The organism is uncultured Azohydromonas sp., from assembly GCF_937926365.1.
In the GTDB taxonomy this organism is placed as follows: Bacteria; Pseudomonadota; Gammaproteobacteria; order Burkholderiales; family Burkholderiaceae_C; genus Azohydromonas.
This window is the reverse complement of sequence record NZ_CALAOH010000017.1, coordinates 24705-48319: the sequence shown is the minus strand read 5'-3', so window position 1 is coordinate 48319 and position 23615 is coordinate 24705. Positions and strand designations below refer to the sequence as shown.

22 protein-coding genes are annotated in these 23615 nt (G+C 71.5%); 11 read left to right on the top strand and 11 right to left on the bottom strand.

The annotated features are described in order from the left end of the window. Window positions 1-31 precede the first annotated feature (31 nt). The 3 genes from Q0741_RS01285 to Q0741_RS01275 all read right to left on the bottom strand — a co-directional run bounded on the left by Q0741_RS01285 (window position 32) and on the right by Q0741_RS01275 (window position 2622). On the bottom strand, window positions 32-502 hold the full coding sequence (locus Q0741_RS01285) for a DUF4148 domain-containing protein (RefSeq protein ID WP_298231392.1): 471 nt from the start codon (window positions 500-502) through the stop codon (window positions 32-34). 136 nt (window positions 503-638) lie between these two features. Beyond that, window positions 639-1376: a lipoprotein-releasing ABC transporter ATP-binding protein LolD gene (gene lolD, locus Q0741_RS01280; protein WP_298231391.1), complete on the bottom strand. Its 738-nt coding sequence runs from the start codon at window positions 1374-1376 to the stop codon at window positions 639-641. Then, on the bottom strand, window positions 1369-2622 hold the full coding sequence (locus Q0741_RS01275) for a lipoprotein-releasing ABC transporter permease subunit (protein ID WP_298231390.1): 1254 nt from the start codon (window positions 2620-2622) through the stop codon (window positions 1369-1371). The genes lolD and Q0741_RS01275 overlap by 8 nt, the downstream gene beginning before the upstream one ends. 237 nt (window positions 2623-2859) lie before the next feature. Between Q0741_RS01275 and Q0741_RS01270 the strand changes: the two genes are divergently transcribed. From Q0741_RS01270 to Q0741_RS01240, 7 genes are all read left to right on the top strand, one after another. Beyond that, window positions 2860-3768 carry a hypothetical protein gene (locus tag Q0741_RS01270; protein ID WP_298231389.1) on the top strand — a complete coding sequence of 303 codons (909 nt, stop codon included), beginning with the start codon at window positions 2860-2862 and terminating at the stop codon, window positions 3766-3768. Then, window positions 3765-5495 carry a single-stranded-DNA-specific exonuclease RecJ gene (recJ, locus tag Q0741_RS01265; RefSeq protein ID WP_298231388.1) on the top strand — a complete coding sequence of 577 codons (1731 nt, stop codon included), beginning with the start codon at window positions 3765-3767 and terminating at the stop codon, window positions 5493-5495. Before Q0741_RS01270 ends, recJ begins: the two co-directional genes overlap by 4 nt. A gap of 242 nt (window positions 5496-5737) precedes the next feature. Continuing rightward, on the top strand, window positions 5738-6556 hold the full coding sequence (locus tag Q0741_RS01260) for a PEP-CTERM sorting domain-containing protein (protein ID WP_298231387.1): 819 nt from the start codon (window positions 5738-5740) through the stop codon (window positions 6554-6556). Between the two features lie 258 nt (window positions 6557-6814). Further along, window positions 6815-7993 carry a PQQ-dependent sugar dehydrogenase gene (locus tag Q0741_RS01255; protein WP_298231405.1) on the top strand — a complete coding sequence of 393 codons (1179 nt, stop codon included), beginning with the start codon at window positions 6815-6817 and terminating at the stop codon, window positions 7991-7993. A gap of 367 nt (window positions 7994-8360) precedes the next feature. Then, a complete protein-coding gene (locus Q0741_RS01250; RefSeq protein WP_298231386.1) occupies window positions 8361-9425 on the top strand; it encodes a PQQ-dependent sugar dehydrogenase in 1065 nt (354 codons plus the stop codon). 102 nt (window positions 9426-9527) lie between these two features. Next, window positions 9528-10391, top strand: coding sequence for a 3',5'-nucleoside bisphosphate phosphatase (locus tag Q0741_RS01245; RefSeq protein WP_298231404.1), 864 nt, complete (start codon window positions 9528-9530; stop codon window positions 10389-10391). Window positions 10392-10496: 105 nt separating this feature from the next. Then, the gene (locus tag Q0741_RS01240; RefSeq protein ID WP_298231385.1) at window positions 10497-11126 is read left to right on the top strand and encodes an L-threonylcarbamoyladenylate synthase; all 630 of its coding nucleotides are present in this window, start codon (window positions 10497-10499) and stop codon (window positions 11124-11126) included. 59 nt (window positions 11127-11185) lie between these two features. On the opposite strand, the gene Q0741_RS01235 is transcribed toward Q0741_RS01240, so the two are convergent. After that, on the bottom strand, window positions 11186-11530 hold the full coding sequence (locus tag Q0741_RS01235) for a RidA family protein (RefSeq protein ID WP_298231384.1): 345 nt from the start codon (window positions 11528-11530) through the stop codon (window positions 11186-11188). After that, window positions 11530-12240, bottom strand: coding sequence for a glycerol-3-phosphate 1-O-acyltransferase PlsY (gene plsY / locus Q0741_RS01230; protein ID WP_298231383.1), 711 nt, complete (start codon window positions 12238-12240; stop codon window positions 11530-11532). The genes Q0741_RS01235 and plsY overlap by 1 nt, the downstream gene beginning before the upstream one ends. Before the next feature lie 138 nt (window positions 12241-12378). Between plsY and Q0741_RS01225 the strand changes: the two genes are divergently transcribed. The 3 genes from Q0741_RS01225 to Q0741_RS01215 all read left to right on the top strand — a co-directional run bounded on the left by Q0741_RS01225 (window position 12379) and on the right by Q0741_RS01215 (window position 14965). Beyond that, window positions 12379-13791 (top strand): DUF3422 domain-containing protein, encoded by a 1413-nt coding sequence (locus Q0741_RS01225; protein ID WP_298231382.1) that lies wholly within the window; start codon window positions 12379-12381, stop codon window positions 13789-13791. 82 nt (window positions 13792-13873) lie between these two features. Further along, complete coding sequence (locus Q0741_RS01220; RefSeq protein ID WP_298231381.1) at window positions 13874-14557, top strand: DUF2238 domain-containing protein; 684 nt, start codon at window positions 13874-13876, stop codon at window positions 14555-14557. Between the two features lie 135 nt (window positions 14558-14692). Continuing rightward, window positions 14693-14965: a dodecin gene (locus Q0741_RS01215; RefSeq protein WP_298231380.1), complete on the top strand. Its 273-nt coding sequence runs from the start codon at window positions 14693-14695 to the stop codon at window positions 14963-14965. Between the two features lie 93 nt (window positions 14966-15058). Here Q0741_RS01215 and ybaK read toward each other — a convergent pair whose 3' ends face one another. From ybaK to Q0741_RS01195, 4 genes are all read right to left on the bottom strand, one after another. Then, entirely contained in the window at window positions 15059-15547 is a 489-nt protein-coding gene (gene ybaK, locus Q0741_RS01210; RefSeq protein WP_298231379.1) for a Cys-tRNA(Pro) deacylase, read from the bottom strand. Window positions 15548-15569: 22 nt separating this feature from the next. Next, window positions 15570-16634 (bottom strand): aldo/keto reductase, encoded by a 1065-nt coding sequence (locus tag Q0741_RS01205; RefSeq protein ID WP_298231378.1) that lies wholly within the window; start codon window positions 16632-16634, stop codon window positions 15570-15572. Window positions 16635-16767: 133 nt separating this feature from the next. Then, complete coding sequence (locus tag Q0741_RS01200; protein WP_298231377.1) at window positions 16768-17787, bottom strand: Hsp20/alpha crystallin family protein; 1020 nt, start codon at window positions 17785-17787, stop codon at window positions 16768-16770. A 156-nt stretch (window positions 17788-17943) separates the two neighbouring features. Beyond that, a complete protein-coding gene (locus Q0741_RS01195; RefSeq protein ID WP_298231376.1) occupies window positions 17944-19767 on the bottom strand; it encodes an acyl-CoA synthetase in 1824 nt (607 codons plus the stop codon). A 73-nt stretch (window positions 19768-19840) separates the two neighbouring features. Here Q0741_RS01195 and Q0741_RS01190 point away from each other — a divergent pair, with 73 nt between their 5' ends. After that, complete coding sequence (locus Q0741_RS01190) at window positions 19841-20770, top strand: alpha/beta hydrolase (protein WP_298231375.1); 930 nt, start codon at window positions 19841-19843, stop codon at window positions 20768-20770. A gap of 306 nt (window positions 20771-21076) precedes the next feature. Here Q0741_RS01190 and Q0741_RS01185 read toward each other — a convergent pair whose 3' ends face one another. Continuing rightward, on the bottom strand, window positions 21077-23167 hold the full coding sequence (locus Q0741_RS01185) for a sodium:solute symporter family protein (RefSeq protein WP_298231374.1): 2091 nt from the start codon (window positions 23165-23167) through the stop codon (window positions 21077-21079). A 1-nt stretch (window position 23168) separates the two neighbouring features. Continuing rightward, window positions 23169-23483, bottom strand: a complete 315-nt coding sequence (locus Q0741_RS01180; protein ID WP_298231373.1) for a DUF4212 domain-containing protein — start codon at window positions 23481-23483, stop codon at window positions 23169-23171. Window positions 23484-23615: the final 132 nt, after the last annotated feature.

The window sequence follows — 23615 nt, the reverse complement described above, 5'->3', positions numbered from 1 at the left end:
GGCGGCCGGGCCGGCGCGCTCTCAGCCGGACTCAGTAGCTGTCGGCCGGGCCCATGTAGACGTGGCCCGCGTGGCTGTTCCAGCCCGGTTCGAGGCGCTGCACGCCGTCGAGGTCATTGAAGATCCAGCGCCCGCTGCGCAAGGCGCTGTCGCGGTCGGCGGCCACGTCCGCGCGGCTGGCGGGGCCGCCGCTGGTGCTGCCGTCATAGCTGCGGCCCGCCGCGCCCATGCTGCTGCTGTCGTAGGACATGGGCGAGCTGCTGGCCATGCCGGTGTCGCTGATCGCGGGGCCCGTGCTGTAGCTCTGGCTGTAGTTGGGCGAAGACGGGTTGTCCGCCCACCAGGTGCCGTAGTTATGGTCGGTGCGCTCCAGCGCGCCGCTGGAACGGGCCTGGGTCAGGTCCGCCCGGACTTCATCACGTGTCAGGGGTTGGCTTTGCGCCATGGCCGACGAGGCCCCCAGCGCGGCGACGACCAAGGAAGTGATGGCAAGAACTTTCACAACGATCCTCCTGTAAGGCCGGTCTTCTTAGACCCGCATGAACCGACATTGGTTCGTCCCGGTTGCCAAGTCCGTGGAGGGGGACTTGTGAATCGGGAGTAGCCCTAGCAGGCAAATCCCGGGCCTCCTTTGGCCTTCAGGAGGGCTGCAGCACGCCCTGGATCAGGCGCAGCGCCTGGTCACAACGCGCGGCCAGGCGCTCGTCGTGCGTGACCAGCACGAAGGCCGTGCCGCGCTCGCGCGCGAGCTCCAGCATCAGCGCGAACACCGCGTCGGCGGTGTCGCGGTCGAGGTTGCCGGTGGGCTCGTCGGCCAGCACGCAGGCCGGCTGCGCCACCAGCGCGCGAGCGATCGCCACGCGCTGACGCTCGCCGCCGGAGAGCTCGCTGGGCCGGTGCTGCACGCGCTGCGCCAGTCCCACGCGCGCGAGCATCTGCCGCGCCTGTTCGCGCGCGGGCTCCAGCGCCATGCGGCGCACGCGCAGCGGCATGGCGACGTTGTCCAGCGCCGTGAACTCCGGCAGCAGGTGGTGGAACTGGTAGATGAAGCCCAGGTGCGCGTTGCGCCAGCGGCCCTGCTCGGCGGCGTTCATGGCCGCGAAGTCGCGGCCCAGCAGTTGCACGCGCCCGCTGCTGGGCGCGTCCAGCCCGCCGAGCAGGTGCAGCAGCGTGCTCTTGCCCGAGCCGGAGGCGCCGACGATGGCCAGCGTGTGCGCGCACTGCACCTGCAGCGTGACGTCGCGCAGCACCTGCACGTCCAGCGTGCCGTCATGGAATCGCTTGGACAGCCCGGCGCACGACAGCACCGCCTCGCCGGGGGCCGGGACACCCGCGGCGGCCGGCGCCTGGGCCCGGGCGGTGAAGGCCTCACTCATAGCGCAGCGCCTCCGCCGGGTTGACGCGGCTGGCGCGCCAGCTCGGGTACAGCGTGGCCAGCAGGGCCAGCAGCAGGGAGATGAGGACGATGGGAATGATGTCGCCGCGCTGCGGGTCGCTGGGCATGTGGTTGATGACGTAAATACTGCCGGGCAGGAAGTTGACGTTGAGCATGCGCTCGATGGCCGGGACGATGGTGCCCACGTTCAGCGCCACCAGCAGCCCCAGCGCCGTGCCGCCCAGGGTGCCGATGATCCCGGCCGCGGCGCCCTGCACCACGAAGATGCCCATGATCGAGCGCGGGCTCGCGCCCAGGGTGCGCAGGATGGCGATGTCGGCGCGCTTGTCGGTGACGGTCATCACGAGCGTGGAGACCAGGTTGAAAGCCGCCACCGCGACGATGAGCGTGAGGATGATGAACATCAGCCGCTTCTCGATCTGCACCGCGTCGAACCAGGCGGCGTTGGTGCGGGTCCAGTCGCGCACGAGCAGCTGCGGCATCGAGGCGCCGAGCTGCTGCGCCACGGCGCGCGCCTCGTTGACGTCGGCCAGGCGCAGCTGCACGCCGGTGGGCCCCTCGACGCGGAACAGCCGCGCCGCGTCCTCCAGGTGGATCAGCGCCAGCGCGCTGTCGTACTCGTAGTGGCCGGCGGAGAAGGTGCCCGCCACCGTGAAGGCGCGAAAGCGCGGCACCACGCCGGCGGGCGTGACCTGGCCGCCCGGGGCGACGAGCGTGACGCTGTCGCCCGGGGCCACGCCGAGCTGCCGGGCCAGCTCGGCGCCCAGCACGATCTGCCAGGCGCCGGGCTGCAGCCGCGCCAGCGTGGTGTCGCGCAGCCGTGCCGCCAGCGGCGTGACGGTGGCCTCCTCGGCCGGCTCGATGCCGCGCACCAGCACGCCGCGCATGTTGTCGCCGCGCGCCAGCAGCGCCTGCGTGGCGATGAAGGGCGCCGCGCCCTGCACCTGCGGCTGCTGCCGGGCCTGCGCGGCCACGGCGCGCCAGTCGGGCAGCGCGGCACCGCCTGGCTCCAGCACCTCGACGTGCGAAATGACGCTGAGCATGCGGTCGCGCACTTCCTTCTGGAAGCCATTCATCACCGACAGCACGATGATCAGCGCCGCCACGCCCAGCCCGATGCCGAGCATGGAGACGCCGGAGATGAATGAGATGAAGCGGTTTCGCCGCCCGGCCCGACCGGCGCGCGTGTAGCGCCAGCCGATCTGCCACTCGTAAGGCATTTGCATGGGGCGGCATCGTAGCGGCGCGGGCGGGCGTGGCCGGTGCGCAGCCAACGAGCCGTGCATACGAGATCGATGCAGCCGCGAGCTGGCGCCCCCCCCCCCCCGCTACTTCGTCATTCCCAGACAGCAGTGCACCTGCGCGGGGATGACCGAGTGGTTAACGGTACAGACCAGCTCACGGCCACAGCCGCACACCCTCGGCACGGCCCCCGCCCGAAGCCGCCCCGGATAATTCCGTCCATGCATTTGCTGATTCCCTTCGCCGCGCCCTTGTCCGAAGCCGGCCGGCAAGCCTTGCAGTCGTTGCGGCTGCCGCACCTGGATGCCCTGCTCTCGCGCTGGCGCGAGACCGCGCGCGACGATGGGGACGAGGCCTCGCTGTCGCCGCCGCACGAGCGCGCGCTGGCGCGCTCACTGGGCTGGGAGGTGCAGGACGGGCTGATTCCCTGGGCCGCGCACGACGCCGCCGCAGCCGGGCTGCCGCCGCAGCGCCCCTGGGGCCGCCTCACGCCCGTGCACCTGCTGCTGGGCAGCGACCACATCGGCCTCACCGATCCGGCCCTGCTGAACCTAGCCGGGGACGAGTCGCGCCGCCTGTTCGAGGCCGTGGGCGAGCTCTTCGTCTCCGAGGGCTTCGAGCTGCACTGGCACGGGCCGCTGAACTGGCTGATCACCCACCCGCTGCTGGAGCAGCTGCCCACGGCGGCGCCGGACCGTCTCATCGGCCACGCGCTGCACCGCGACCTGCCCGAGCAGCCGCGGCTGCTGCGCCGCCTGCTCAACGAGGTGCAGATGATGTTCTTCAGCCACCCGGTCAACGAGGCGCGCGAGGCGCGCGGCGAGCTCCCCGTCAACGGGGCGTGGCTCAGCGGCTGCGGCACGGCCCAGCCCGCGCGCGACGAAGCTTCCGTGCGCGTGGACGAGCGGCTGCGCACGCCCGCGCTCAACGAGGACTGGGACGCCTGGCGCGAGGACTGGACCGCGCTGGACGAGGAGCACATCGCCCCGCTGGCGCAGGCCGGCGCAGGCACCCTGGTGCTGTGCGGCGAGCGCAGCGCGCTGACGCTGCAGCCGCAGCCCCGGCGCTGGTGGCAACTCCTGGGCGGCACGCGCACCGGGCGCGCCGGCACGCTGCTGGAGGGCCTATGACCGAACCCGTGCTGGAGTTGCGCGACGTGCCGCCGCGCGCGGTGCACGCGCTGGAGCAGGCCGGCGTGCACCCGCTGCTGGCGCGGCTGTTCGCCGCGCGCGGCGTGCGCGCCGCCGAGGAGCTGGACGACGCCCTCGGCCGCCTGCTGCCGCCGGCCACGCTGCGCGGCAGCGCCGAGGCCGCCACGCTGCTGGCTGACGCCCTGGAGGGCGGGCGGCGCATCTGCATCGTGGCCGACTACGACTGCGACGGCGCCACCGCCTGCGCCGTCGCCCTGCGCGGCCTGCGCATGCTCGGCGCCGCGTCCGATTCGCTGTGCTACGTGGTGCCCGACCGGGCCGTGCACGGCTACGGCCTGAGCCCGACCATCGTGGACCTGGCGCGGCCACTGCGGCCGGACCTGCTGGTGACGGTGGACAACGGCATCGCCAGCCTCGCGGGCGTGGCGCATGCGCGCCAGCTCGGCATCGACGTGCTGGTGACCGACCACCACCTCCCCGCCGTCGAAGCCGGCCAGGTGCTGCTGCCCGAGGCCAACGTCATCGTGAATCCCAGCCAGCCCGGCTGCGGCTTCGAGAGCAAGTCGCTGGCGGGCGTGGGCGTGATGTTCTACGTGCTGCTGGCACTGCGGGCCGAGTTGCGCACGCGTGGCCGCTTCGACCTCAAGACGCAGCCCAAGCTGGACACCCTGCTCGACCTCGTCGCCCTGGGCACCGTCGCCGACGTGGTGAAGCTCGACGCCAACAACCGCCGCCTGGTGTCGCAGGGCCTCAAGCGCATCCGCGCCGGGCGCATGCAGCCGGGCATCGAGGCACTGTTCAGCGCGGCCGGGCGCGACCCGCTGCGCGCCAGCGCCTTCGACTTCGGCTTCGCGCTGGGCCCGCGCGTCAACGCTGCCGGGCGGCTGGCGGACATGACGCTGGGCATCGAGTGCCTGCTCACCGACGACCCGGCGCGCGCGCGCGAGCTGGCGCAGCAACTCGATGCCATCAACCGCGAGCGCCGCGAGGTGGAGGCCGGCATGCGCGAGCAGGCCGAGCACCTGCTGGTGCAGCTCGCGCCCGAAGGCGAGTCCACCGACTCCCCGGCCGCCGTGGCGCTGTACGACCCCGACTTCCACGAGGGCGTGGTCGGCATCGTGGCCGGGCGGCTCAAGGAGCGGCTGCACCGTCCCACCTTCGTCTTCGCGCGCGGCCAGGACGGGCTGCTCAAGGGCTCGGGCCGATCCATCCCGGGCTTCCACCTGCGTGACGCGCTGGACCTGGTGAGCAAGCGCGCGCCGGGGCTGCTGCTGAAGTTCGGCGGCCACGCGATGGCGGCGGGCTGCACGCTGGCGGAGGGCGACTTCCCGCGCTTCGCGCAACTGCTGGTGACGGTGGCCGAGGAGCAGCTCGACGCCGCAACGCTGCAGCGCCGGCTGCCCGTGGACGGGCCGCTGCCACCGCAGTGGTTCGACGCTCCCACCGTGCAGGCGCTGGAGGCGCAGGTGTGGGGCCAAGCCTTCGACGCACCGCTGTTCTGCGACGAGGTGCAGGTGGTGGCGCAGCGCCTGGTGGGCGAGCGCCACCTGAAGCTGCGCTTGAAGCTGCACGGCGTGCTGCGCGACGCGATCTGGTTCAACCACGTCACACCCCTGCCCGGCACCGTGCGGCTGGCCTACCGCGTCAGGCTGGACGTCTGGCAGGGACAGCAGCGGCTGCAGATGGAAGTGCAGGCGCAGGCTTGAGACGCCCGGGCTGCGGCCTCGTGCGGGACGGGGCCGGCCCGACCAGGGAAAACCCGTTTTCTTGACAGGAATCAAGCCCCGCGAAGCCTGCCCCATCAAGCCGCCTGCTGCCCTGCCGATAAACAGGGCGTAGTAGCAGCAGGAAATCGAGGCAGGTCATGGGCATCCAGCGGAAGGCCAGTTGGCTTCTCGGTGCAGCCCTTCTCGGCAGTGCCGCCATCTCGGTGCATGCGGCGCCTCTCATGGCCTCCGGCACCGTCAACGCTTCCAGCATCCCCCCGTCCAGCGCCGCCACCTCCACCGGTCAGGGTCACGGCAAGGGCCAGGGCAAGGGCCAGGGCCAGGGCAATGGCCAGGGCAACGGCAACAACGCCTCGCCCGGTTGGAGCGATGTTCCCAATGACAGCGGCGCGGCAGGCGAAGGTGCCGTACCCGACAGCAGCGGCATGACCTACGGCGCCGATGCGTACACCGAGCTGGCCGCGGCCAACGACTTCTACGGCCTGGTCCCCGGCAACGACAAGGGCATCGACGACCTGGGCCTGAGCTGGGGCAGCGGCTGGATGTTGGCGGCCAAGGACAACACCGGGGGCAACAACGTGTCCAACCAGGTGCTGGGCATCAGGTTCTCCGTGGACGCGGGCGCCCAGGCCCCCGCAGGCCACTGGACGCTCACGGGCACCGGGATGGGTACCGACCCGGTCCTGCTCGACATGGTGGTCGCGCTGAAGTCCGGCAACGGCTACGGCCTTTACTACTTTCACGATGTCGCCTTCGACGGTTCCGGCGGCGGCACCTGGCTCTCGCCCTCCTTCAACGTCAATGGCGTGCGCCAGGACCTCTCGCACCTGAGCGTCTACGTGCGTCCGGCGGGCGACGGCGGCTTCAATTCCTCGCCCCAGGGTGGCCTGTCGGAGCCCGCCGGCGGGCTGGTTTCGCCCCCGCAAAGCCACGCCGTTCCCGAGCCCGGCTCGCTGGCGCTGGTGGGGGCGGCGCTGGGCGCCGCGGTGGCCCTGCGCCACAGGTCGTCCCACCGCAAGGGCGCACGCCGCGCGCCCTGAGCGACCGCGGCGCGGCCCGCGGTCCCAGGCCGCGGCACCGGCTGCGTCGCGCCCGTGGGCAAGCCCCACGCTGGGCACGTCAACTGCTGAAAACGCATGTCGTCCTACCGCCACACGAAGCGGCCCCGGACGGACAGCGTGTTCGGAAAAAACGTCGTTGAGGTGCGTATGCGTGATCTGCAATGCGCGGGTGAGTCCGTGCTGGCCGCGAATTGCTCGCGGCGCCAAGCGCTCAACCGGTTCGCCGGTTGGGGTGGAATGGCGGGCTTGGCGGCAATGCTGCCGGGCTGCGGCGGTGGGGGCGATGCTGGCAGTGCCACCGAGGCGCCGATGGCCCTGGAGCACGCAGCCGAAGCTGCGGCCGAGACGCTACCGGCCGCGCAAACGCTGCGTACCGGGCTCAACCATCCCTGGGGGGTGGATTTCCTGGGTGACGGCAGCATGCTCGTGACCGAGCGCGCGGGGCGGTTGCGCCGCATCAGCGCCAACGGCAACAGCATCGTCAACATCACCGGGCTGCCGCCGCGCATCTTCGTCGGTGGACAGGGCGGCATGCTGGACGTGCTCACGGAGCAGCTCGGCGGCGACAACTGGGTCTACCTCAGCTACACCGAGCGCGGCACCGGGCCGCAGTACAACGCCGTGGGCATCGCCGTGGCGCGCGCACGGCTGGTGAACAACAGCCTGCGCGACCTGCGCGTGATCTTCCGCGCCGCGCCCAAGGTACCGGTCGGCGTCAGCGTCGCCAACTACGGTGGGCGCATGGCGCTGAACGGCAACAAGCTCTTCGTCACGCTGGGCGACCATTTCACCAGCGGCCAGCGCCTCAAGGCGCAGTGGCTGGGCTCGCACCACGGCAAGATCGTGCGCATCAACCGCGACGGCAGTGTGCCGGCGGACAACCCCTGGTTCGGCCAGGCCGGTGCGCGGCCCGAGATCTGGAGCCGCGGCCACCGCAACCCGCAGGGCTTGGCAGTGAACCCCTTCACGGGTGACCTGTGGGCGGCCGAGCACGGGCCGCAGGGTGGTGACGAGGTCAATGTCATCGAGCGCGGCCAGCATTACGGCTGGCCACGCATCTCCTATGGCTGCGAGTACGGCACTCCGGTAGGCAACTGCACCCCGGTCGGCGGACAAAGCGTCGCAGCCGGCTTGGAGCAACCGCAGACCTGGTGGGTGCCGACCTCCATCGCGCCCAGCGGCATCGGCTTCTACAGCGGAGCGATGTTCCCCGAATGGCGCGGCAACCTCTTCGTGGCCGCACTCAAGGACCAGGCCCTGTGGCGCCTGGTCATCAATGGCCGCAAGGTCGTGTCGCGCTCGGCCCTGTACCGCGGCCTGGGCCGGCGCATGCGCCAGGTGAAGCAAGCGCCCGACGGTGCTCTGATCGTGCTGACCGACGAGGACAACGGCCGCATCCTGCGCATCGCACGCTGAGAGGGGACTCGCCATGAAAAACCATACTCCCCGTCTTCTGGACTGCCCCCGCGCCCCGGCGTGCGCCGATGCGGGCGCATCGGCTTCTTCGCTGCCCCGGCGCGTGCAGTGGCTCTGGAGCGCCGCCGTGGCGGTGGCCCTGGCCACGACCGGCTGCGGTGGCGGTGGTGGTGGCGGCGGTGGGACCGCCGGGCCCGTGGGGGCCCCGGTGACCGCACCCTCGCCGGACCCCGCGCCGTCCGTACCGCCGTCTCCGGCGCCCGAACCTGCGGCGCCCGTGCCGGAGCCAGCGACGCCGTCTCCGGCGCCCGAACCCGCGCCGCCAGCCCCGGCGCCTGCCGAACCCGGACCGGCCAAGATTTCGACGTTGCGCGGCAACCTGGTGCACCCGTGGAGCCTGGCCTTCCTGCCGGACGGGTCGATGCTGGTGACGGAGCGGCCCGGGCGGCTGCGCCATCTCAGCGCCGACGGCAGCAGGCTCTCGGCGCCCATCACCGGGCTGCCCCGGATCTTCGCCAGCAACCAGAACGCGAACCCTCCGCTGCAGGCCGGCCTGTTCGACGTGGTGCTGGACCCGGCCTTCGCCACCAACCGGCGCGTCTATCTCAGCTACGTCGAGGAAGGCAGCGGCGGCGCCAGCGGCCTGGCGGTGTGGCGCGCCGAGCTCTCGGCGGACCTGGCCAGCCTGGAGCAGGGGCGCAAGATCTACACCCAGGAGCCGAAGGTCAACGGCGAGCGCAACTACGGCGGGCGGCTGCTGTTCGATGCCAGCGGTGCGCTGCTGGTGACGCTGGGCGACCGCTTCGAAGCCGGCACGCGCGGCCAGGCACAGGACCCGGCGAGCGGCATCGGCAAGATCGCGCGCATCACCACCGACGGTGCACCGGCACCGGGCAACCCCTACGCCGTCGGCAGCGGCGCACCCGAGATCTGGAGCATCGGCCACCGCAATCCGCAGGGCCTGGCTTTCCATCCCGTCACCGGCGCGCTCTGGGAAGCGGAGCACGGTCCGCAGGGCGGCGACGAAATCAACATCGTGCAGCCCGGGTTCAACTACGGCTGGCCGCTGATCTCCTACGGTTGCGAGTACGGCGCCACGCCGGTGGACAGCTGCACCCCCGTGGGCGGCGCCTCCGCGGCGGAGGGCCTGCAGCAGCCGCTGAGCTGGTGGGTGCCCATCTCCATCGCGCCCGGGGGCATCAGCTTCTACACGGGCGACAAGTTCCCCGAGTGGCAGGGCAGCCTGTTCGTGGCGGCCATGCTGGACCGGGCGGTGTGGCGGCTCACGCCCGGCGGCACCGGCGTCGCCACCCGCGAGCGGCTGTTCGGCGACTTGGGCAAGCGGGTGCGCGACGTGCGCCAGGGGCCCGATGGCTGGCTGTACCTGATCACGGACGAGAACCCCGGCCAGATCCTGCGGGTGCAGCGCTGAAGCGCGGCCCGGGCGTCCCGGTCCGGTCGCGGCCGGGGCGCCATCCGCGCCACCAAGCCGCGTAAGTTCCGCCAGGACCCCGCTGCCTACAATCCTCCAGTGATCGAAGCCCTTGCACTCAACGCCGACCTGCACTGCCACTCCGACGTGTCCGACGGCACGTTGAGCCCGGAAGGCGTGGCGGCCCGGGCGCACGCCAACGGCGTGCAGCTGTGGTCCCTCACGGACCACGACGAAATCGGCGGCCAGCACCGCGCGCGCCGCGCGGCGCTGGAGCTGGGAATGCCCTTCCTCAGCGGCGTGGAGATCTCGGTGACCTTTGCCGGCAAGACGGTGCACATCGTCGGGCTGGGCTTCGACATCGACGATCCGACGCTGCGCGAGGGCCTGGAGGCCACACGCGGCGGGCGCGGCCAGCGCGCGCGCGAGATGGCGCAGGCGCTGGCGGCGGTGGGTATCGAGGGCGCCTACGAGGGCGCGCTGAAGTACGCGGGCAACCCCGAGCTGGTCTCGCGCACGCACTTCGCGCGCTTCCTGGTGGAGACCGGCGTGTGCGCCAGCACGCCGGAGGTCTTCCGCCACTACCTGGCCGAGGGCAAGCCCGGCTTCGTGCCGCACCGCTGGGCGACGCTGGCCGACGCGGTGCGCTGGATACGCGGCGCCGGCGGCATGGCCGTCATCGCGCATCCCGGGCGCTACCACTTCACGCCGCTGGAGGAGCACGCCTTCTTCAGCGAGTTCAAGTCCCTGGGTGGCGAAGGGGTGGAAGTGGTCACCGGCAGCCACCGCCCCGACGAATACGGCAAGTACGCCGCCCTGGCGCTGGAACTCGGCCTCTACGCCTCGCGCGGCAGCGATTTCCACAGTCCCGACGAAAGCCATACCGACATCGGCACCCTGCCGCTACTGCCGCCGAAGCTGATCCCGGTGTGGGAAATGCTGGCCGAGCGGGTGCACACGCCCTGACGCAAACCTCTTTCCGTTCGCCCTGAGCTTGTCGAAGGGCCAGCAGCTTGGCCGGGCCGCAGGGTTTCGACAAGCTCAGCCCGAACGGAATCGACAACAAAAAGCATGTCCCAATACTTCGAGCTCCACCCCGAGAACCCGCAGCCGCGGCTGCTGAAGCAGGCGGCGCAGATGCTGCAAGGCGGCGGCATCTGCGCCGTGCCCACCGACTCCAGCTACGCGCTGGTGTGCCAGCTGGACGACAAGGCGGCGGCGGAGAAGCTGCGCCGCATCCGGCAGGTGGACGAGAAGCACCACCTCACGCTGCTGTGCCGCGACCTCTCCGAGCTCGCCAGCTACGCCCGGGTGGACAACCATCAGTACCGGCTGCTGAAGCTGGCCACGCCGGGGCCCTTCACCTTCATCCTGGAGGCGACCAAGGAGGTGCCGCGCCGGCTGAGCCATCCCTCGCGGCGCACCATCGGCCTGCGCGTACCCGAGCACCGCGTGACACAGGCGCTGCTGGAGCAGCTGGGCCAGCCGCTGCTGGCGACCACGCTGATCCTGCCCGGCGACGAGGATCCGCTGAACGACCCGCAGGAGATCCGTGAGCGGCTGCAGAAGCAGGTCGAGGCCGTGCTGGACTCGGGCGCTTGCCCGATGGCGCCCACCACCGTGATCGACCTCTCCGGCGACGAGCCCGTGCTGGTGCGGCAAGGGCGGGGGGATGCGTCGGAGCTGGGGCTGGATTTCTGACCCAGGCCGCAAGACGAAACGGCCGCCCGAGGGCGGCCGTTTTCATGGGCGGCAGAGGGTCAGAGCGCGGCCGTCGCCACGATCTCGATCTTCCACTCCGGGTTGGCGAGCTGGGCCTGCACCGTGGCGCGCGGGGGCGCGTTGCCTTCGGCCACCCATTCATCCCAGACGGCGTTCATGCCGGGGAAGTCGGCCAGGTCCGTCAAGAAGATCTGCACCATCAGCAGCCGGCTCTTGTCGGTGTGGGCGCGCGCCAGCAGCGCGTCGATCTGGTCCAGCACCTGGCGGGTCTGGCCGCCGATGTCCTGGGTGGCATCGGTGGGCACCTGGCCGGCCAGGTACACGGTGCCGTTGTGCACGGCCATCTCCGACAGGCGGGAACCGACGTCGTAGCGTTGGACCATCACTTCGCTCCTTTGTGCTTGTTGCGGTGCTTGCCCGGCGCATGGGGATGCGCGGGGCCGGGGTGGTGGCCGGGCGCGGCATGCGCGCCCGGTGCGGCGGCGGCCTTCTGGCCGATACGGCTCTCGGTGCCGGCCATCAGCTTCTTGATGTTGCCGCTGTGGCGCCAGACCAGCAGCAGCCCCATCACCGCCACGGCCAGCGCCGTGGGGCTCGCGCCCCAGATCAGCAGCTCGTAGAACGGGGCAAACAGCGCCGCGACGATGGCCGCCAGCGACGAGTAGCGGAAGAAGTACGCAACGATCAGCCAGGTCGCCAGCGTCGCCAGGCCCAGCAGCGGGTTGAGCGCCAGCAGCACGCCCAGCGCCGTGGCCACGCCCTTGCCGCCCTTGAAGTGGAAGAACACCGGCCAGAGGTGGCCGAGGAAGGCCGCCAGGCCGACGAAGGCAATGGTGGTGTCCGAGAAGCCCAGGCGCGGCGCCAGGGCCTGGGCGATGAGCACCGCGGCGGTGCCCTTGAGCGCATCGAACAGCAGCGTCAGCGCCGCGGCCTTGCGGTTGCCCGAGCGCAGCACGTTGGTGGCCCCGGGGTTCTTCGATCCGTAGCTGCGCGGGTCCGACAGGCCCATGAGCCGGCTCACGATCACGGCAAAGGACAGCGACCCCAGCAGGTACGCGCCCACCAGCGCCAGCAGGCTAGCCAACAGCTCCATGTCCCTCGGTTGCAGTGTGCAGACAGTTAAGAGCCCACCAGTGTAAGCGGCGCCCCCCTGAGCCCCCTTGACAAGGCGCGGCGCGGTCCCGTCAGGCGCGCCCATTACAGTGGCACGCTGGCAGCCCCCTTGAAGCGCATGAACACCTTGACCGAGTCTTCGCCCGCCTCGCCCGCACTGAGTGCGCCGCCCCCCGCCGCCTGGCTCCCGCGCAGCCACACCGAGTTGCACGGCGAGCTGCATGCGCGCCCGGCGCTGCCGGTGCGCACGCCCAGCGTCGTGTCGTCCTGGGCCCAGTGGGGCATGAGCGCGGCGCTGGCGGAAGGAGCGCTGGCCGAGCTGTGCCGTGCCTGCGGCGAGCCCGAGCCGCCGCCGCAGGCGCGGCACCACGTGCTGCGCACGCCGCGCTTCGAGATGCGCTTCGAGCGCCACGGCGAGTTCGTGAGCTGGCAGGTCAACCGCCCGCTGCACCTGCCCGGCGGCACCCCCGAGGACGGCGCGCTGGACGACCTGCTGGAACACGCCGCGGCCACCGAGCTGTTGCCCGCGGCCTTCGTGCGCGCGCTGGCGCCGCCCGAGGGCACGCCCATGATCGCCGCGGCCCACGTGCTGCTGCTGCGGGCCGACGAGGACAACCTGCCGCGGCTGCGCCGGCGCATCGCCACCGCGCTGGGCAGCTGCAGCGGCGACATGTGCGAGGACGGCGCGCCGCTGCTGGGCGCCGTCATCGCCGACGGCCAGGCGGTGGTCTTCACCGACCTGCGCCTGCGCGGCGACGGCTTCACGCGCTTCGTGCTGCTGGACATGGGCCTGCCCACCGACCAGGCCGCGCGCGAGGCGCAGCGGCTGTGCGAGATCGAGACCTACCGGATGCTGGCCATGCTGGGCTTCCCGGTGGCGCAGAAGGAGGCACAGGCCCTGGCGAGCCTGGAGCGCACGCTGCAGCGCACCGTGGACGCCATGGCCAACGACGACCAGCACGACGACGCCGCCGCGTTCGAGACGCTGACCAAGCTGGCCGCCGAGATCGAGCACGGCGCGGCGCGCACGCGCTACCGCTTCTCGGCCACGCGCGCCTACCACCAGATCGTGCAGCGCCGCCTGGCGGACCTGCGCGAGCGCCGCATCGAGGGCGTGCAGACGCTCTCGGGCTTCTTCGGCCGCCGCTTCGCACCGGCCATGGCGCTGTGCGAGAGCACCGACGCGCGGCTCACCGACGTGGCCGACCGCATCAACCGCGCTGTCAGCTTGGCGCGCGTGCGCGTGGAGGTGCAGCGCGAAGCGACCAACCAGGAAGTGTTCAAGCTGTTCGCCCACCGCCAGCAATTGCAGCTGCGGCTGCAGCAGACGGTGGAAGGCCTGTCGGTGGTGGCCATCAGCTATTACGCGCTGGGGCTGGTGGGCTACCTGGCCAAGGCGGCCAAGGGCGTGCCGGCGCTGGCCAGCGTCATGCCCCCGGCCGACGTGGTGGTGGGCCTGGCCGTGGCCCCGGTGGTCGGCGGCGTGTGGTGGTTCCTGAAGCAACTGCACAAGCGCCTGGGCGGACACTGATCGGACACCCACCCGGGGCGGGCACTTGGAATGCTCGGGGGGTTGACAGGACGGCACAGATCGCCTTTCGGAGACCCCCACCATGCAGTACCCCAGCCGCGCCTCCTCGCTGCCCAGCGCCGTGCCCGTCGCCTGCGCATTGGCGGTGGGACTGGCGCTGATCATCTCGGGGCTGCAGCCCTACGACCGCCTCGGCTGGCTGGCCGAGGCCGCGCCGGTGTTCGGGGTTGGGGCGCTGCTGGTGCTGAGCCATCGGCGCTTTGCGCTGACGCCGCTGAGTTACCTGCTGCTGTCGCTGTTCGCGCTGGTGGTGCTCACCGGCGCGGCCTACAGCTTCCAGCGCGTACCGCTGGGCTTCTGGCTGGCCGATGCACTGGGCCTCTCGCGCAACCCGTATGACCGGCTGGGCCACTTCGTGCAGGGTTTCGTGCCGGCGCTGGTGGTGCGCGAGCTGCTGCTGCGATGCGCCTGGGTGACGCACCGGAGTGCGGCCGCCGTGCTCGCGGCCAGCGTGGCGCTGGCGCTGAGCGCGTGCTACGAGATCCTGCAATGGCGCCTGGCGCTGTTCTTCCAGCAGCCGCTGCAGGACTTCATGGGCATGCAGGGCGACCTGGGCGACAGCCAGGCCGACATGTTCATGGCGCTGCTGGGCGCGGTGCTGGCGCTGGCGCTGCTGTCGCGGCTGCAGGACCGGCAGATGGCGGCGCAGCCCTGGGTGCGCCTGCGCGCCGATCGGCGCGGCACGCCTCGCGGCCAGCTCGCTTGAGCGTGCCCTCCCCCGCTTCGCCGGGCCCGGACTGGGCGGCCCTGGCAGGCGACTTGCCCCACAGGCTGGCCGCGCCGCCGGCGCCTGCCGTCGCGGGACCGTCGAGGAGCGAGGCGCGGCCAAGGAGAAAAAGCCATGTCCGAACACGTCTACAAGCTCATCGAGCTGGTGGGGTCCTCCACCACCAGCACCGACGACGCGATCCGCAACGCTATCGAGACCGCCGCGCTCACGGTGCGCCACATCGACTGGTTCGAGGTGGTGGAAACACGAGGCCACGTGATCGACGGCCGCATCGGCCACTACCAGGTCACGCTCAAGGTGGGCTTCCGCCTCGCGCCCGATACGCCTGCGGGTGATGAGGGCGGCGGGCAGGCCGGCGGGGTGAGCGGGATCGGCACGGCCTGACGCCGGGCAACGCTGCAAAGACACTCCGGTGAAAACAAAGGCGGCCCCAGGCCGCCTTTTTCATGTCGCTTGCCCGATGCCGGGTACGCGCCTCTACAACGCGCAGTGCACCGGCTTGGCGTCCAGCAGCATGGTGAGCAGCTTGGGATCGAGCCCCACCAGATAGCCGCGCTTGCCGCCGTTGATGCAGATCTTTTCCAGCGCCAGGACGCCGGCCTCCACGAACACCGGCATCGCCTTCTTCGTGCCGAAGGGCGAGGTGCCACCCACCAGGTAGCCGCTGTGGCGCTGCGCCACCTCGGGCTTGCAGGGCTCCACGCTCTTGACGCCGATCTCGCGCGCCAGGGCCTTGGTGCTGACTTGGCGGTCGCCATGCATGAGCACGATCAGCGGCTGCGCGCGCTCGTCCTGCATCACCAGCGTCTTGACCACGCTGTGCTCGTCCACGCCGAGCTGGCGCGAGGACTCGGCGGTGCCGCCGTGGTCCACGTACTCGTAAGGGTGCTCGGTGAAGCTCACGCCGTGGCGGCGCAGGAACTGGGTCGCGGGCGTCTCGCTGACGTGCCTGTCCTTCTTTGCCATGTTCTTCTTGTCGCGGGCCGCTTCACTGTGCCGGGTCGCGGTGCGACCAGCGGATGTCGTCGATGACCTTGAGCAGCTCCGGCGAGAGCTGCGTGTCCCAGGCGTCCAGGTTCTCGTCGAGCTGCGCCACGCTGGTGACGCCGAGGATGGTGCTGGCCACGCGCCAGTTGCGGTAGCACCAGGCCAGCGCCAGCCGCGTGGGCGTGAGGCCGTTGGCGCGCGCCAGCGCGTTGTAGTGGCGCGCGGCCTGCAGCGCCTCGATGCGGCCCCAGCGCTGCTGCTTCATGGACTCGAACTGCGCCAGCCGGCCGGGGTTGTCCACGTCGTTGAGGCCGCGCTGGTCGTACTTGCCCGTCAGCAGCCCGAAGCCCAGCGGCGAATACGCCAGCAGCGAAACCTGGGCGTGGTAGAGCGCCTCGTCCAGGCCGTTGTCCACCACGCGGTTGACGAGGCAGTACGGGTTCTGGACGGTAGCAATGCGCGGCAGCCCGCGCGCCTCGGCGATACGCACGAACTCCGCCACGCCCCAGGGCGTCTCGTTGGACAGGCCGATGGCGCGCACCTTGCCGTCCCGCACCAGGCGCTCCAGCGCTTGCAGCTGCGCCTCGATGCCGGTGACGGGCCGGAGCTTGGAGGGCTCGAAGTACACGCCGCCGAAGGCCGGCACGTGGCGCGCGGGCCAGTGGATCTGGTAGAGGTCGATGCACTCCACGCCCAGGCGCCGCAGGCTGTGCTCGCAGGCCTCGACGATGCGCTCGGGGCGCAGGTCGGGCACGCCGCCGCCGATCCAGTCGTAGCGCGAGGGCCCGGCCACCTTGGTGGCCAGCACCACGCGCTGGCGCACGCCGGGGCGGCTCTTGAACCAGGCGCCCAGGATGCGCTCGGTCTCGCCGTAGCGCTGCGCGCTGGGCGGCACGGGGTACATCTCCGCCGTGTCGATGAAGTTGACGCCGCGCTCCAGCGCGCGGTCCAGGATGCGGTGGCTGGTGGCCTCGTCCACCTGCTCGCCGAAGGTCATGGTGCCCAGGCAGATGGGCGTGACGCGCAGCTCGCTGCGGCCCAGGGGGATGGTGTCAAGCATGGACATGAGTGTGCATCACCATTGATTCGCGGGATGCGGCGGGAAGACCCCGATGGCATCCGCTGCGCTCTCCCCACCCGCCCGGTGGGAGCGGGCTGGGGCAAGGTGCGCGGCGCCCCGTGGCGCTGGTTCGGGCGCCTTATTCCTGAGGCCCGACCTCGCTGCCGGCGGCGCTGGAGGCCGGCCGGCCGCTGCCGCCGCCGCTGAGCCCGCCACCGCTGCTGCCCATGGAGCCGCCCATCGACGGCCCCCCGCCCACACCCGTGCCGCCCATCGGGCTGCCGCCGGTGGAGCCGGTCTGGCCCAGGCCAGCGCCGGAGGCCGTGGGCGTAGCCGGCGTCACGGCGCCTTCCTGGATCGGAATCTGCCGCGTGCGGTTGTGGCGCACCGGCATGTCGAAGCAGATTTCCAGCACGCCGTTGTGGAAGCCGGCCTGCGCGGTGTCGGGGTTGACGCCCTCGGGCAGCGGGATGACGCGCCGGAACTGCCCATAGGTGCGCTCGGTGCGGTAGTAACCGCCGGGCTGGTTCGTGGTGCGGGTGCTGCGCCGCTCGCCCTGCAGCACGAGCTGGTCGCTGTCGAAGTGGACCTGCAGGTCCTCGCGCGACATGCCGGGCAGATCGACGTGGACGTGGAGCTTTCCGTTGCGCTCGGACACCTCGACCTCCGGCAGCCAGCCCGAGGCGGACATCGGCGACAGGGCGGTGCTGGCCGAGGACGCGCCGCCGGCGGCTTCGGTCTGTCGCCCGTCCGTGCCGCCGCTGCTGCCGGCGGCGGAGCTACTGCCCATGTCCGCCGTGGAGTCCATGCCGCCGCGGTCGCGCAGGCGGCTGCGCAGCAGTTCGCGCCCGCCGCCGACGAACTGGTGGAAGAGGCGGTCCACGTCCTCGTCGAGCCGCTTGAGCAGTTCCATGGGGCTGGTGCCGCGGCGGGTGAAGAAATCGGTGTAGGGATTGCCGCCGCGGCGGGTGGTGTCCTCAGAGCCGGGGCCGCCCTGCTGCGGGCCGGTACCGCCTGAAGCGCCGCCCTGCTGTCCCGAGGACGCGCTGAACTGGGACTGCTGACCACCCTGCTGCTGGCTGCCGCCCTGCTGGGCCGAAGGTCCACCCTGTTGCTGCATCTGCGCGTCCTGCGGTCCGCGCTGCTGTTGATCGTCCATGGTCGAGCCTCCTGGTCGGAATGGCCGGCACGGCGCGCGGGGACTTGTGCGGCTGGCCGGCGCTGGTGGCGGGCATCCGCCATGCCTGTTACCGGCCAACGCGGGATGACCCTGGACTCGAAGACGGCCGGCACTGCGCCGTGCAGCGGCCGTGTTTCAGCCCTGTGGGCGGCCCTGAACGCGCGCCGCTTCCCTCTCCCTCAACACCTTCCTCTGCACCTTCCCCGTCGTCGTCATCGGCAACTGGTCGATGAACTCGATTTCCTTCGGGTATTCGTAGGGCGCCAGCCGCCCGCGCACGTGCTGCTGCAGCTCTTCAATGAGCGCCGCATCGCCGTGGAAGCCGGGAGCGAGCACCACGTAGGCCTTCACCAGCGCGCCGCGCTCCGGGTCCGGCTTGGGCACCACCGCGGCATTGGCCACCGCCGGGTGTTTCAACAGGCAGTTCTCGATCTCGCCCGGACCGATGCGGTAGCCCGCCGCCTTGAACATGTCGTCGCTGCGCCCGCGATACCAGAGGTAGCCCTCGGCATCCATCTCCGCCATGTCGCCGGTGCGGCACCAGCTGTCCATCGGGTCGCCGGTGAACTTGGCGCGCGTGGCCTCCTCGTTGCGCCAGTAGCCCAGGAAGAAGATCGGGTCCGGCTCGCCGTGCACGTCCAGCCGGTGCAGCGCCACGTCGCCCACCACGCCCGGCGGGCACACGTTCCCGTCGTCGTCGATCACCGCCACCCGGTGCCCCGGGTAGCCGCGCCCCATGCTGCCGGGCCGCGCCGGCCAGCCCTGGGCCGGGCGGCCGTCGGCCGTGGCCGGCGTGGCGCAGTTGCCCACGATGTAGTTCACCTCGGTCTGGCCAAACATCTCGTTGACCACCACGCCCACTTCGTCGCGGCACCAGTTGAAGACGGCGTCGCCGACGGCCTCGCCCGCGCTCATCAGCCCGCGCAGGCGCAGGCTGAAACGCTCGCGCGGGCGTGGCACCGCTTTCATCATCGCCTTCAGCGCCGTGGGGAACAGGAAGCTGTGCGTCACGCCGTGCGCCTGCATCAGCTCGAAGGCGCGCACGGGGTCGAAGCGCCCGCGGTAGGCCAGTACCTCGCGGCCGAAGAACAGCGTGGGCAGCAGCACGTCCATCAGCCCGCCGGTCCAGGCCCAGTCGGCCGGGCTCCAGAACGGGCCGGGCACCGGCGGCGCTTCGGCGGAAGGGGCCGCGCCGCCCTCCTCCAGCGCCGGCAGGCCCCAGGGCGGGCCCAGGTCGAAACCGTTCTGGCTGGCGACGAAGCCGGTGAGATTTCCAAGCAGCGCCCGCTGGGGCAGCAGCGCGCCCTTGGGCGCGCCGGTGGTGCCGCTGGTGTAGATGAGGATGGCGGGATCGTCGGCGCCGGTGGGCTCGCGCTCGAAGCCGTCGGGCGCGGCGGCCAGCGCGGCATCCCAGTCCACCGTGTCCGCCTCGCCGCGGCCCTGGGCGCCGCCCACGGCCAGCAGCGTCTGCAACCCCGGCACGGTGGCGCGCAGGCTGCGCAGGGCCTCGATGCCGGCCTCGTCCGTGATCGCCAGCACCGACTCGCTGTGCCGCAGCCGGAACTCCAGCGCCTCGGGGCCAAAGAGCGTGGTCAACGGCATGGCGATGGCGCCGAGCTGATGCAGCGCCACGTGCGCCACCGCCGTCTCGATGCGCTGCGGCAGCACGATCGCCACGCGGTCCCCGCGCGCCACGCCCAGGCGGCGCAGTGCGTGCGAGAGGCGATTGGCGTCGCGTTGCAGCTCGGCGTAGCTGACGGTACGCACCGCGCCATCCGCCTCCACCTGGCGGATGGCCACGGCCTGCGGGGTCTCGCGCGCCCAGCGCCCGCAGCAGGCCTCGGCGAGGTTGAAGTCCGGCGGCACGCGCCAGCGCCAGGCTTGCACCAGCGCGGCGTGGCGGTCGGGCGTGGCGGGCACAGTGGCCTCGGAGCGGGGGGTGTCAGGGTCGGTCTGCATGGCGGGGCAGCTTAGGAGCGCGTATGGCGGCTGCCTCTCCGGCACAACCCGGGCCTGGCCTAGAGTGGCGCGCATGAGCTCACCCATCTACGAACCCCGCGTCCCCGCCCTCAGCCGCTTCCTCGACATCCGCCAGCTGCGCTACCACGTGCTGACCTGGGGCGATCCGGCGCTCGCCACGGCGCAACGTCCGCCGCTGGTGCTGCTGCACGGCTGGATGGACGTGGGCGCCTCCTTCCAGTTCCTGGTGGACGCGCTGGCCGCGCCGCGCTGGGTGATCGCGCCGGACTGGCGCGGCTTCGGCCTCACCGCCGTGCCCGGCGCCGACGCCTACTGGTTCCCCGACTACCTGGGCGACCTGGACGCCTTGCTCGACGCCCTGTGCCCCGACACGCCCGTGGACCTGCTGGGCCACAGCCTGGGCGGCAACGTGGCGATGGTCTATGCCGGCGTGCGTCCGCGCCGGGTGCGCCGCCTGGTCAACCTGGAGGGCTTCGGCATGCCGGACACGCGTCCCGCGCAGGCGCCCTCGCGGTTGGAGAAGTGGCTCGACGAGCTCAGGGAGACGCCGCAACTGAAACCCTACGAGAGCCTGGAGGCGGTGGCACGGCGGCTGCGCATGAACGATCCGTTCCTGGATGCGGACAAGGCGGCCTGGCTGGCCGGGCACTGGGCCGAGCCCGATGGCGACGGGCGCTGGCGGCTGCGCGCCGACCCGGCGCACAAGCGCGTGAACCCGGTGCTCTACCGCAAGGAGGAAGTGCTGGCGGCGTGGCGGCGCATCACGGCGCCGCTGCTGTGGGTGGAGGGAGAAAACACCCAGGTGCTGCAGCGCTGGGGCGCGGCCTACCCGCGCGAGGACTTCGAAGCCCGCATGGCGACGCTGCCGCCGCACCGCCGTGTGACGCTTGCGCGCTGCGGCCACATGCTGCACCACGACCAGCCGCAGGCGGTGGCGGCGGCGGTGGAGGCGTTTCTGGATGCCGCAGGCGGAAAACTCTGAGAAAGCTCTCTGTCCTCAGGTACGCATCCCACCAAGTCTTCGAACACCGAAAGTCCGTTCGTGCTGACCCTTCGATACCTCAAGGGCGAACGAAATGCTTTGCTGGCAAGGGATGGGCTCAAAGCATCGCGCTGAACAGCGCCGGCACCCCGCTGATCGCCAGGCTGACCAGCAGCAGCTCGGTGCCGCCGAGCCGATCGATGAGCTTTTCCAACCTGTGCATGGCCGTCTCCAACCGGGGTGTGGTGGACGGCAATCTAGGAGGGGCCGTCAGCACCCGGTTTGACGGATCTCAATTGATCCAGGTTACCCCCGGGTTTGCCCGGGGTAGCGCCAGCTGACCAACGCCGCCTGGGTTTCGGCCGAGGGCGCGCGGGTGAACAGGCTCAGCAGCACGATGGTGGCGAAGCCCACCGGCACGCCCAGCACGCCGGCGGAGACCGGGTGCAGGTCCCACCACAGCTCCAGCGGCGCGTCGATGCGGAAGACGCGGCGCAGCCAGGGCTGGGTCAGCACCATGTAGGACGCCGCGGTGGCCAGCCCCAGCACCATGCCCCAGCAGGCGGCCACGCGCGTGGCGCGCTTCCAGAAGATGCCCAGCACCAGCGCCGGGAAGAAGGCCGAGGCCGCCAGCGAGAAGGTGGCCGAGACCAGGAACAGGATGTCCGCCGGCTTGTGCGCCGCCACCGCCGCCGCGGCCAGCGCCACCACCAGCAGCAGCGCCTTGGAGATGGTCACGCGCCGCGCCGTGCCCGCGCCGGGGCTGATGACGCGGTAGTAGGTGTCGTGGCTCAGCGCGTTGGAGATGGTCAGCAGCAGCCCGTCGGCGGTGGACAGCGCCGCGGCCAGCCCGCCGGCGGCCACCATGCCGGCGATGACGTAGGGCAGCCCGGCGATCTCGGGCGTGGCCAGCATGATGATGTCGCCGCCGATCTTCATCTCCCCGAGCTGGAAGATGCCGTCGCCGTTGACGTCCTGCACCGACAGCAGCCCCGGATCGACCTTGGACCAGTTGGCGATCCACGCCGGCAGCCGGTCGAAGGGCGTGCCCACCAGCACGTTGAAGATCTCGTACTTCACCAGCACCGCCAGCGCCGGCGCCGTGACGTAGAGCAGCACGATGAAGAACAGGCTCCACGCCACCGAGGCGCGCGCCTCGCGCACCGAGGGCGTCGTGTAGTAGCGCGTGAGCACGTGCGGCAGCGCCGCGGAGCCCACCATCAGGCAGAACACCAGCGCCAGGAAGTTGCGCCGCGAGGACTCGGGGCTGCTGCGCGCCAGCGGGTCGCCGTCGGGCTCGCCGGCAAAGGGCACGGCGTGCTCGGGCATGCCCGCCAACGGCCGCGCGCGCGCCTCGTTGGCGGCCTTCTCCGCCTCCCACATGCGCCGCGCCTCGGCCTCGTTGTGGGGCAGCTGCGCCAGCGCCCGCTCCGCGGCGTGGATTTCCGACTGCGGCGCGTTGGTGTGCTTCAGCCGCGCCACGCGCGCCTTGGCGGCATCGACCTCGGCCTCCAGCGCCGCCGGCACGTTCTCCAGGCGGCGCGCGTAGGCATCGGCGCGGCCCTGGAAGGTGGCGATCACCTCCTTCTCGCGCGGGTCGATCTTGAGCTGCTGCTCGCGCTCGCTGACTTTTTCCAACTGCACGCCGTAGACCACCAGCGGCAGCGGCAGCCCGGTCTGCTTGGCCGCCAGCCAGCACACCGGCACCAGGTAGGCCAGGATCAGCACGATGTACTGCGCCACCTGCGTCCAGGTCACGGCGCGCATGCCGCCCAGGAACGAGCACACCAGGATGCCGCCCAGGCCCACGAACACGCCCACCTCGAAGGGCAGACCGGTCAGGCGCGCCGTGATCAGGCCCACGCCGTAGATCTGCGCCACCAGGTACATGAAGCTCACCAGGATGGCGCAGGCCACGCCGATGAGCCGCGGCAGGTGGCCCTCGTAGCGCGCGCCCAGGAAGTCGGGAATGGTGTACTGGCCGAACTTGCGCAGGTACGGCGCCAGCAGCAGCGCCATGAGGCAGTAGCCGCCGGTCCAGCCCATGACGTAGGCCAGGCCGCCGAAGCCGCTGAGGTACAGCGTGCCGGCCATGCCGATGAAGGAGGCCGCGCTCATCCAGTCCGCGGCGGTGGCCATGCCGTTGTAGAAGGCGGGCACGCGCCGGCCCGCCACGTAGTACTCGGCCGGATCGGTGGTGCGGCTCAGGATGCCGATGCCCGCATACAGCAGCACCGTCAGCAGCAGGAAGCTGAAGCCGATCCAGCGCTTGGACAGCCCCGCCACCGCCTCGGCCAAGCCCAGCAGCACCACGAAGGTCACGAAGGCCAGCGCGAAGGCCAGATAGATGCGGTCGAGCTGGGAGCGGAAGCGCGCATCCTGCGGCGGCACGGCCATCTCAGGGCTCCTCGCCCAGCCCGCTGGCGGCGTCGATGCGGCCCATGGCCCAGGCGTACACCACCACCACCAGCAGGAACACCAGCAGCGCGCCCTGCGAGGCGATCCAGAAACCCAGCGGCCAGCCGAAGAAGCGCTGGCGCAGCTCCGCGGCGAAGAACACCGTCACGAAGCTCGCGCCGAACCACACCAGCAGCAGCACCGCCGTCAGCACGCGCGTGCGCCGCCAGTGCCGCGCCAGCGCGGGCGCGGGCGCGCTCGGCGACGCGGCGGCGTCGTTGGGGATGTCGGCCTGTAGGCGGCCCTGGGCTTGCATGTCTCCTCCGGTGCGCGGCAGGCCTTGCACCCGCCGCCGGTGTGGAATTGTCTTACAACGCCCGCGCCGCCCGTCCCGGCAAGGCGCGCGTGCGAAAATCCAACCCTTTCAAGCATCAACGACCGCGGGTCC

Bases quoted from the DNA above. Each gene is read 5' to 3' on its own strand.
- Q0741_RS01215 (WP_298231380.1), top strand. From the start codon at position 14,693: ATGTCCGAACACGTCTACAAGCTCATCGAGCTGGTGGGGTCCTCCACC.
- recJ (WP_298231388.1), top strand. From the start codon at position 3,765: ATGACCGAACCCGTGCTGGAGTTGCGCGACGTGCCGCCGCGCGCGGTG.
- Q0741_RS01220 (WP_298231381.1), top strand. From the start codon at position 13,874: ATGCAGTACCCCAGCCGCGCCTCCTCGCTGCCCAGCGCCGTGCCCGTC.
- Q0741_RS01255 (WP_298231405.1), top strand. From the start codon at position 6,815: ATGGCGGGCTTGGCGGCAATGCTGCCGGGCTGCGGCGGTGGGGGCGAT.
- Q0741_RS01205 (WP_298231378.1), bottom strand. From the start codon at position 16,634: ATGTCCATGCTTGACACCATCCCCCTGGGCCGCAGCGAGCTGCGCGTC.
- lolD (WP_298231391.1), bottom strand. From the start codon at position 1,376: ATGAGTGAGGCCTTCACCGCCCGGGCCCAGGCGCCGGCCGCCGCGGGT.
- plsY (WP_298231383.1), bottom strand. From the start codon at position 12,240: ATGGAGCTGTTGGCTAGCCTGCTGGCGCTGGTGGGCGCGTACCTGCTG.
- Q0741_RS01240 (WP_298231385.1), top strand. From the start codon at position 10,497: ATGTCCCAATACTTCGAGCTCCACCCCGAGAACCCGCAGCCGCGGCTG.
- Q0741_RS01185 (WP_298231374.1), bottom strand. From the start codon at position 23,167: ATGGCCGTGCCGCCGCAGGATGCGCGCTTCCGCTCCCAGCTCGACCGC.
- Q0741_RS01270 (WP_298231389.1), top strand. From the start codon at position 2,860: ATGCATTTGCTGATTCCCTTCGCCGCGCCCTTGTCCGAAGCCGGCCGG.
- Q0741_RS01275 (WP_298231390.1), bottom strand. From the start codon at position 2,622: ATGCAAATGCCTTACGAGTGGCAGATCGGCTGGCGCTACACGCGCGCC.
- Q0741_RS01190 (WP_298231375.1), top strand. From the start codon at position 19,841: ATGAGCTCACCCATCTACGAACCCCGCGTCCCCGCCCTCAGCCGCTTC.
- Q0741_RS01180 (WP_298231373.1), bottom strand. From the start codon at position 23,483: ATGCAAGCCCAGGGCCGCCTACAGGCCGACATCCCCAACGACGCCGCC.
- Q0741_RS01235 (WP_298231384.1), bottom strand. From the start codon at position 11,530: ATGGTCCAACGCTACGACGTCGGTTCCCGCCTGTCGGAGATGGCCGTG.
- Q0741_RS01195 (WP_298231376.1), bottom strand. From the start codon at position 19,767: ATGCAGACCGACCCTGACACCCCCCGCTCCGAGGCCACTGTGCCCGCC.
- Q0741_RS01225 (WP_298231382.1), top strand. From the start codon at position 12,379: ATGAACACCTTGACCGAGTCTTCGCCCGCCTCGCCCGCACTGAGTGCG.
- ybaK (WP_298231379.1), bottom strand. From the start codon at position 15,547: ATGGCAAAGAAGGACAGGCACGTCAGCGAGACGCCCGCGACCCAGTTC.
- Q0741_RS01260 (WP_298231387.1), top strand. From the start codon at position 5,738: ATGGCCTCCGGCACCGTCAACGCTTCCAGCATCCCCCCGTCCAGCGCC.
- Q0741_RS01200 (WP_298231377.1), bottom strand. From the start codon at position 17,787: ATGGACGATCAACAGCAGCGCGGACCGCAGGACGCGCAGATGCAGCAA.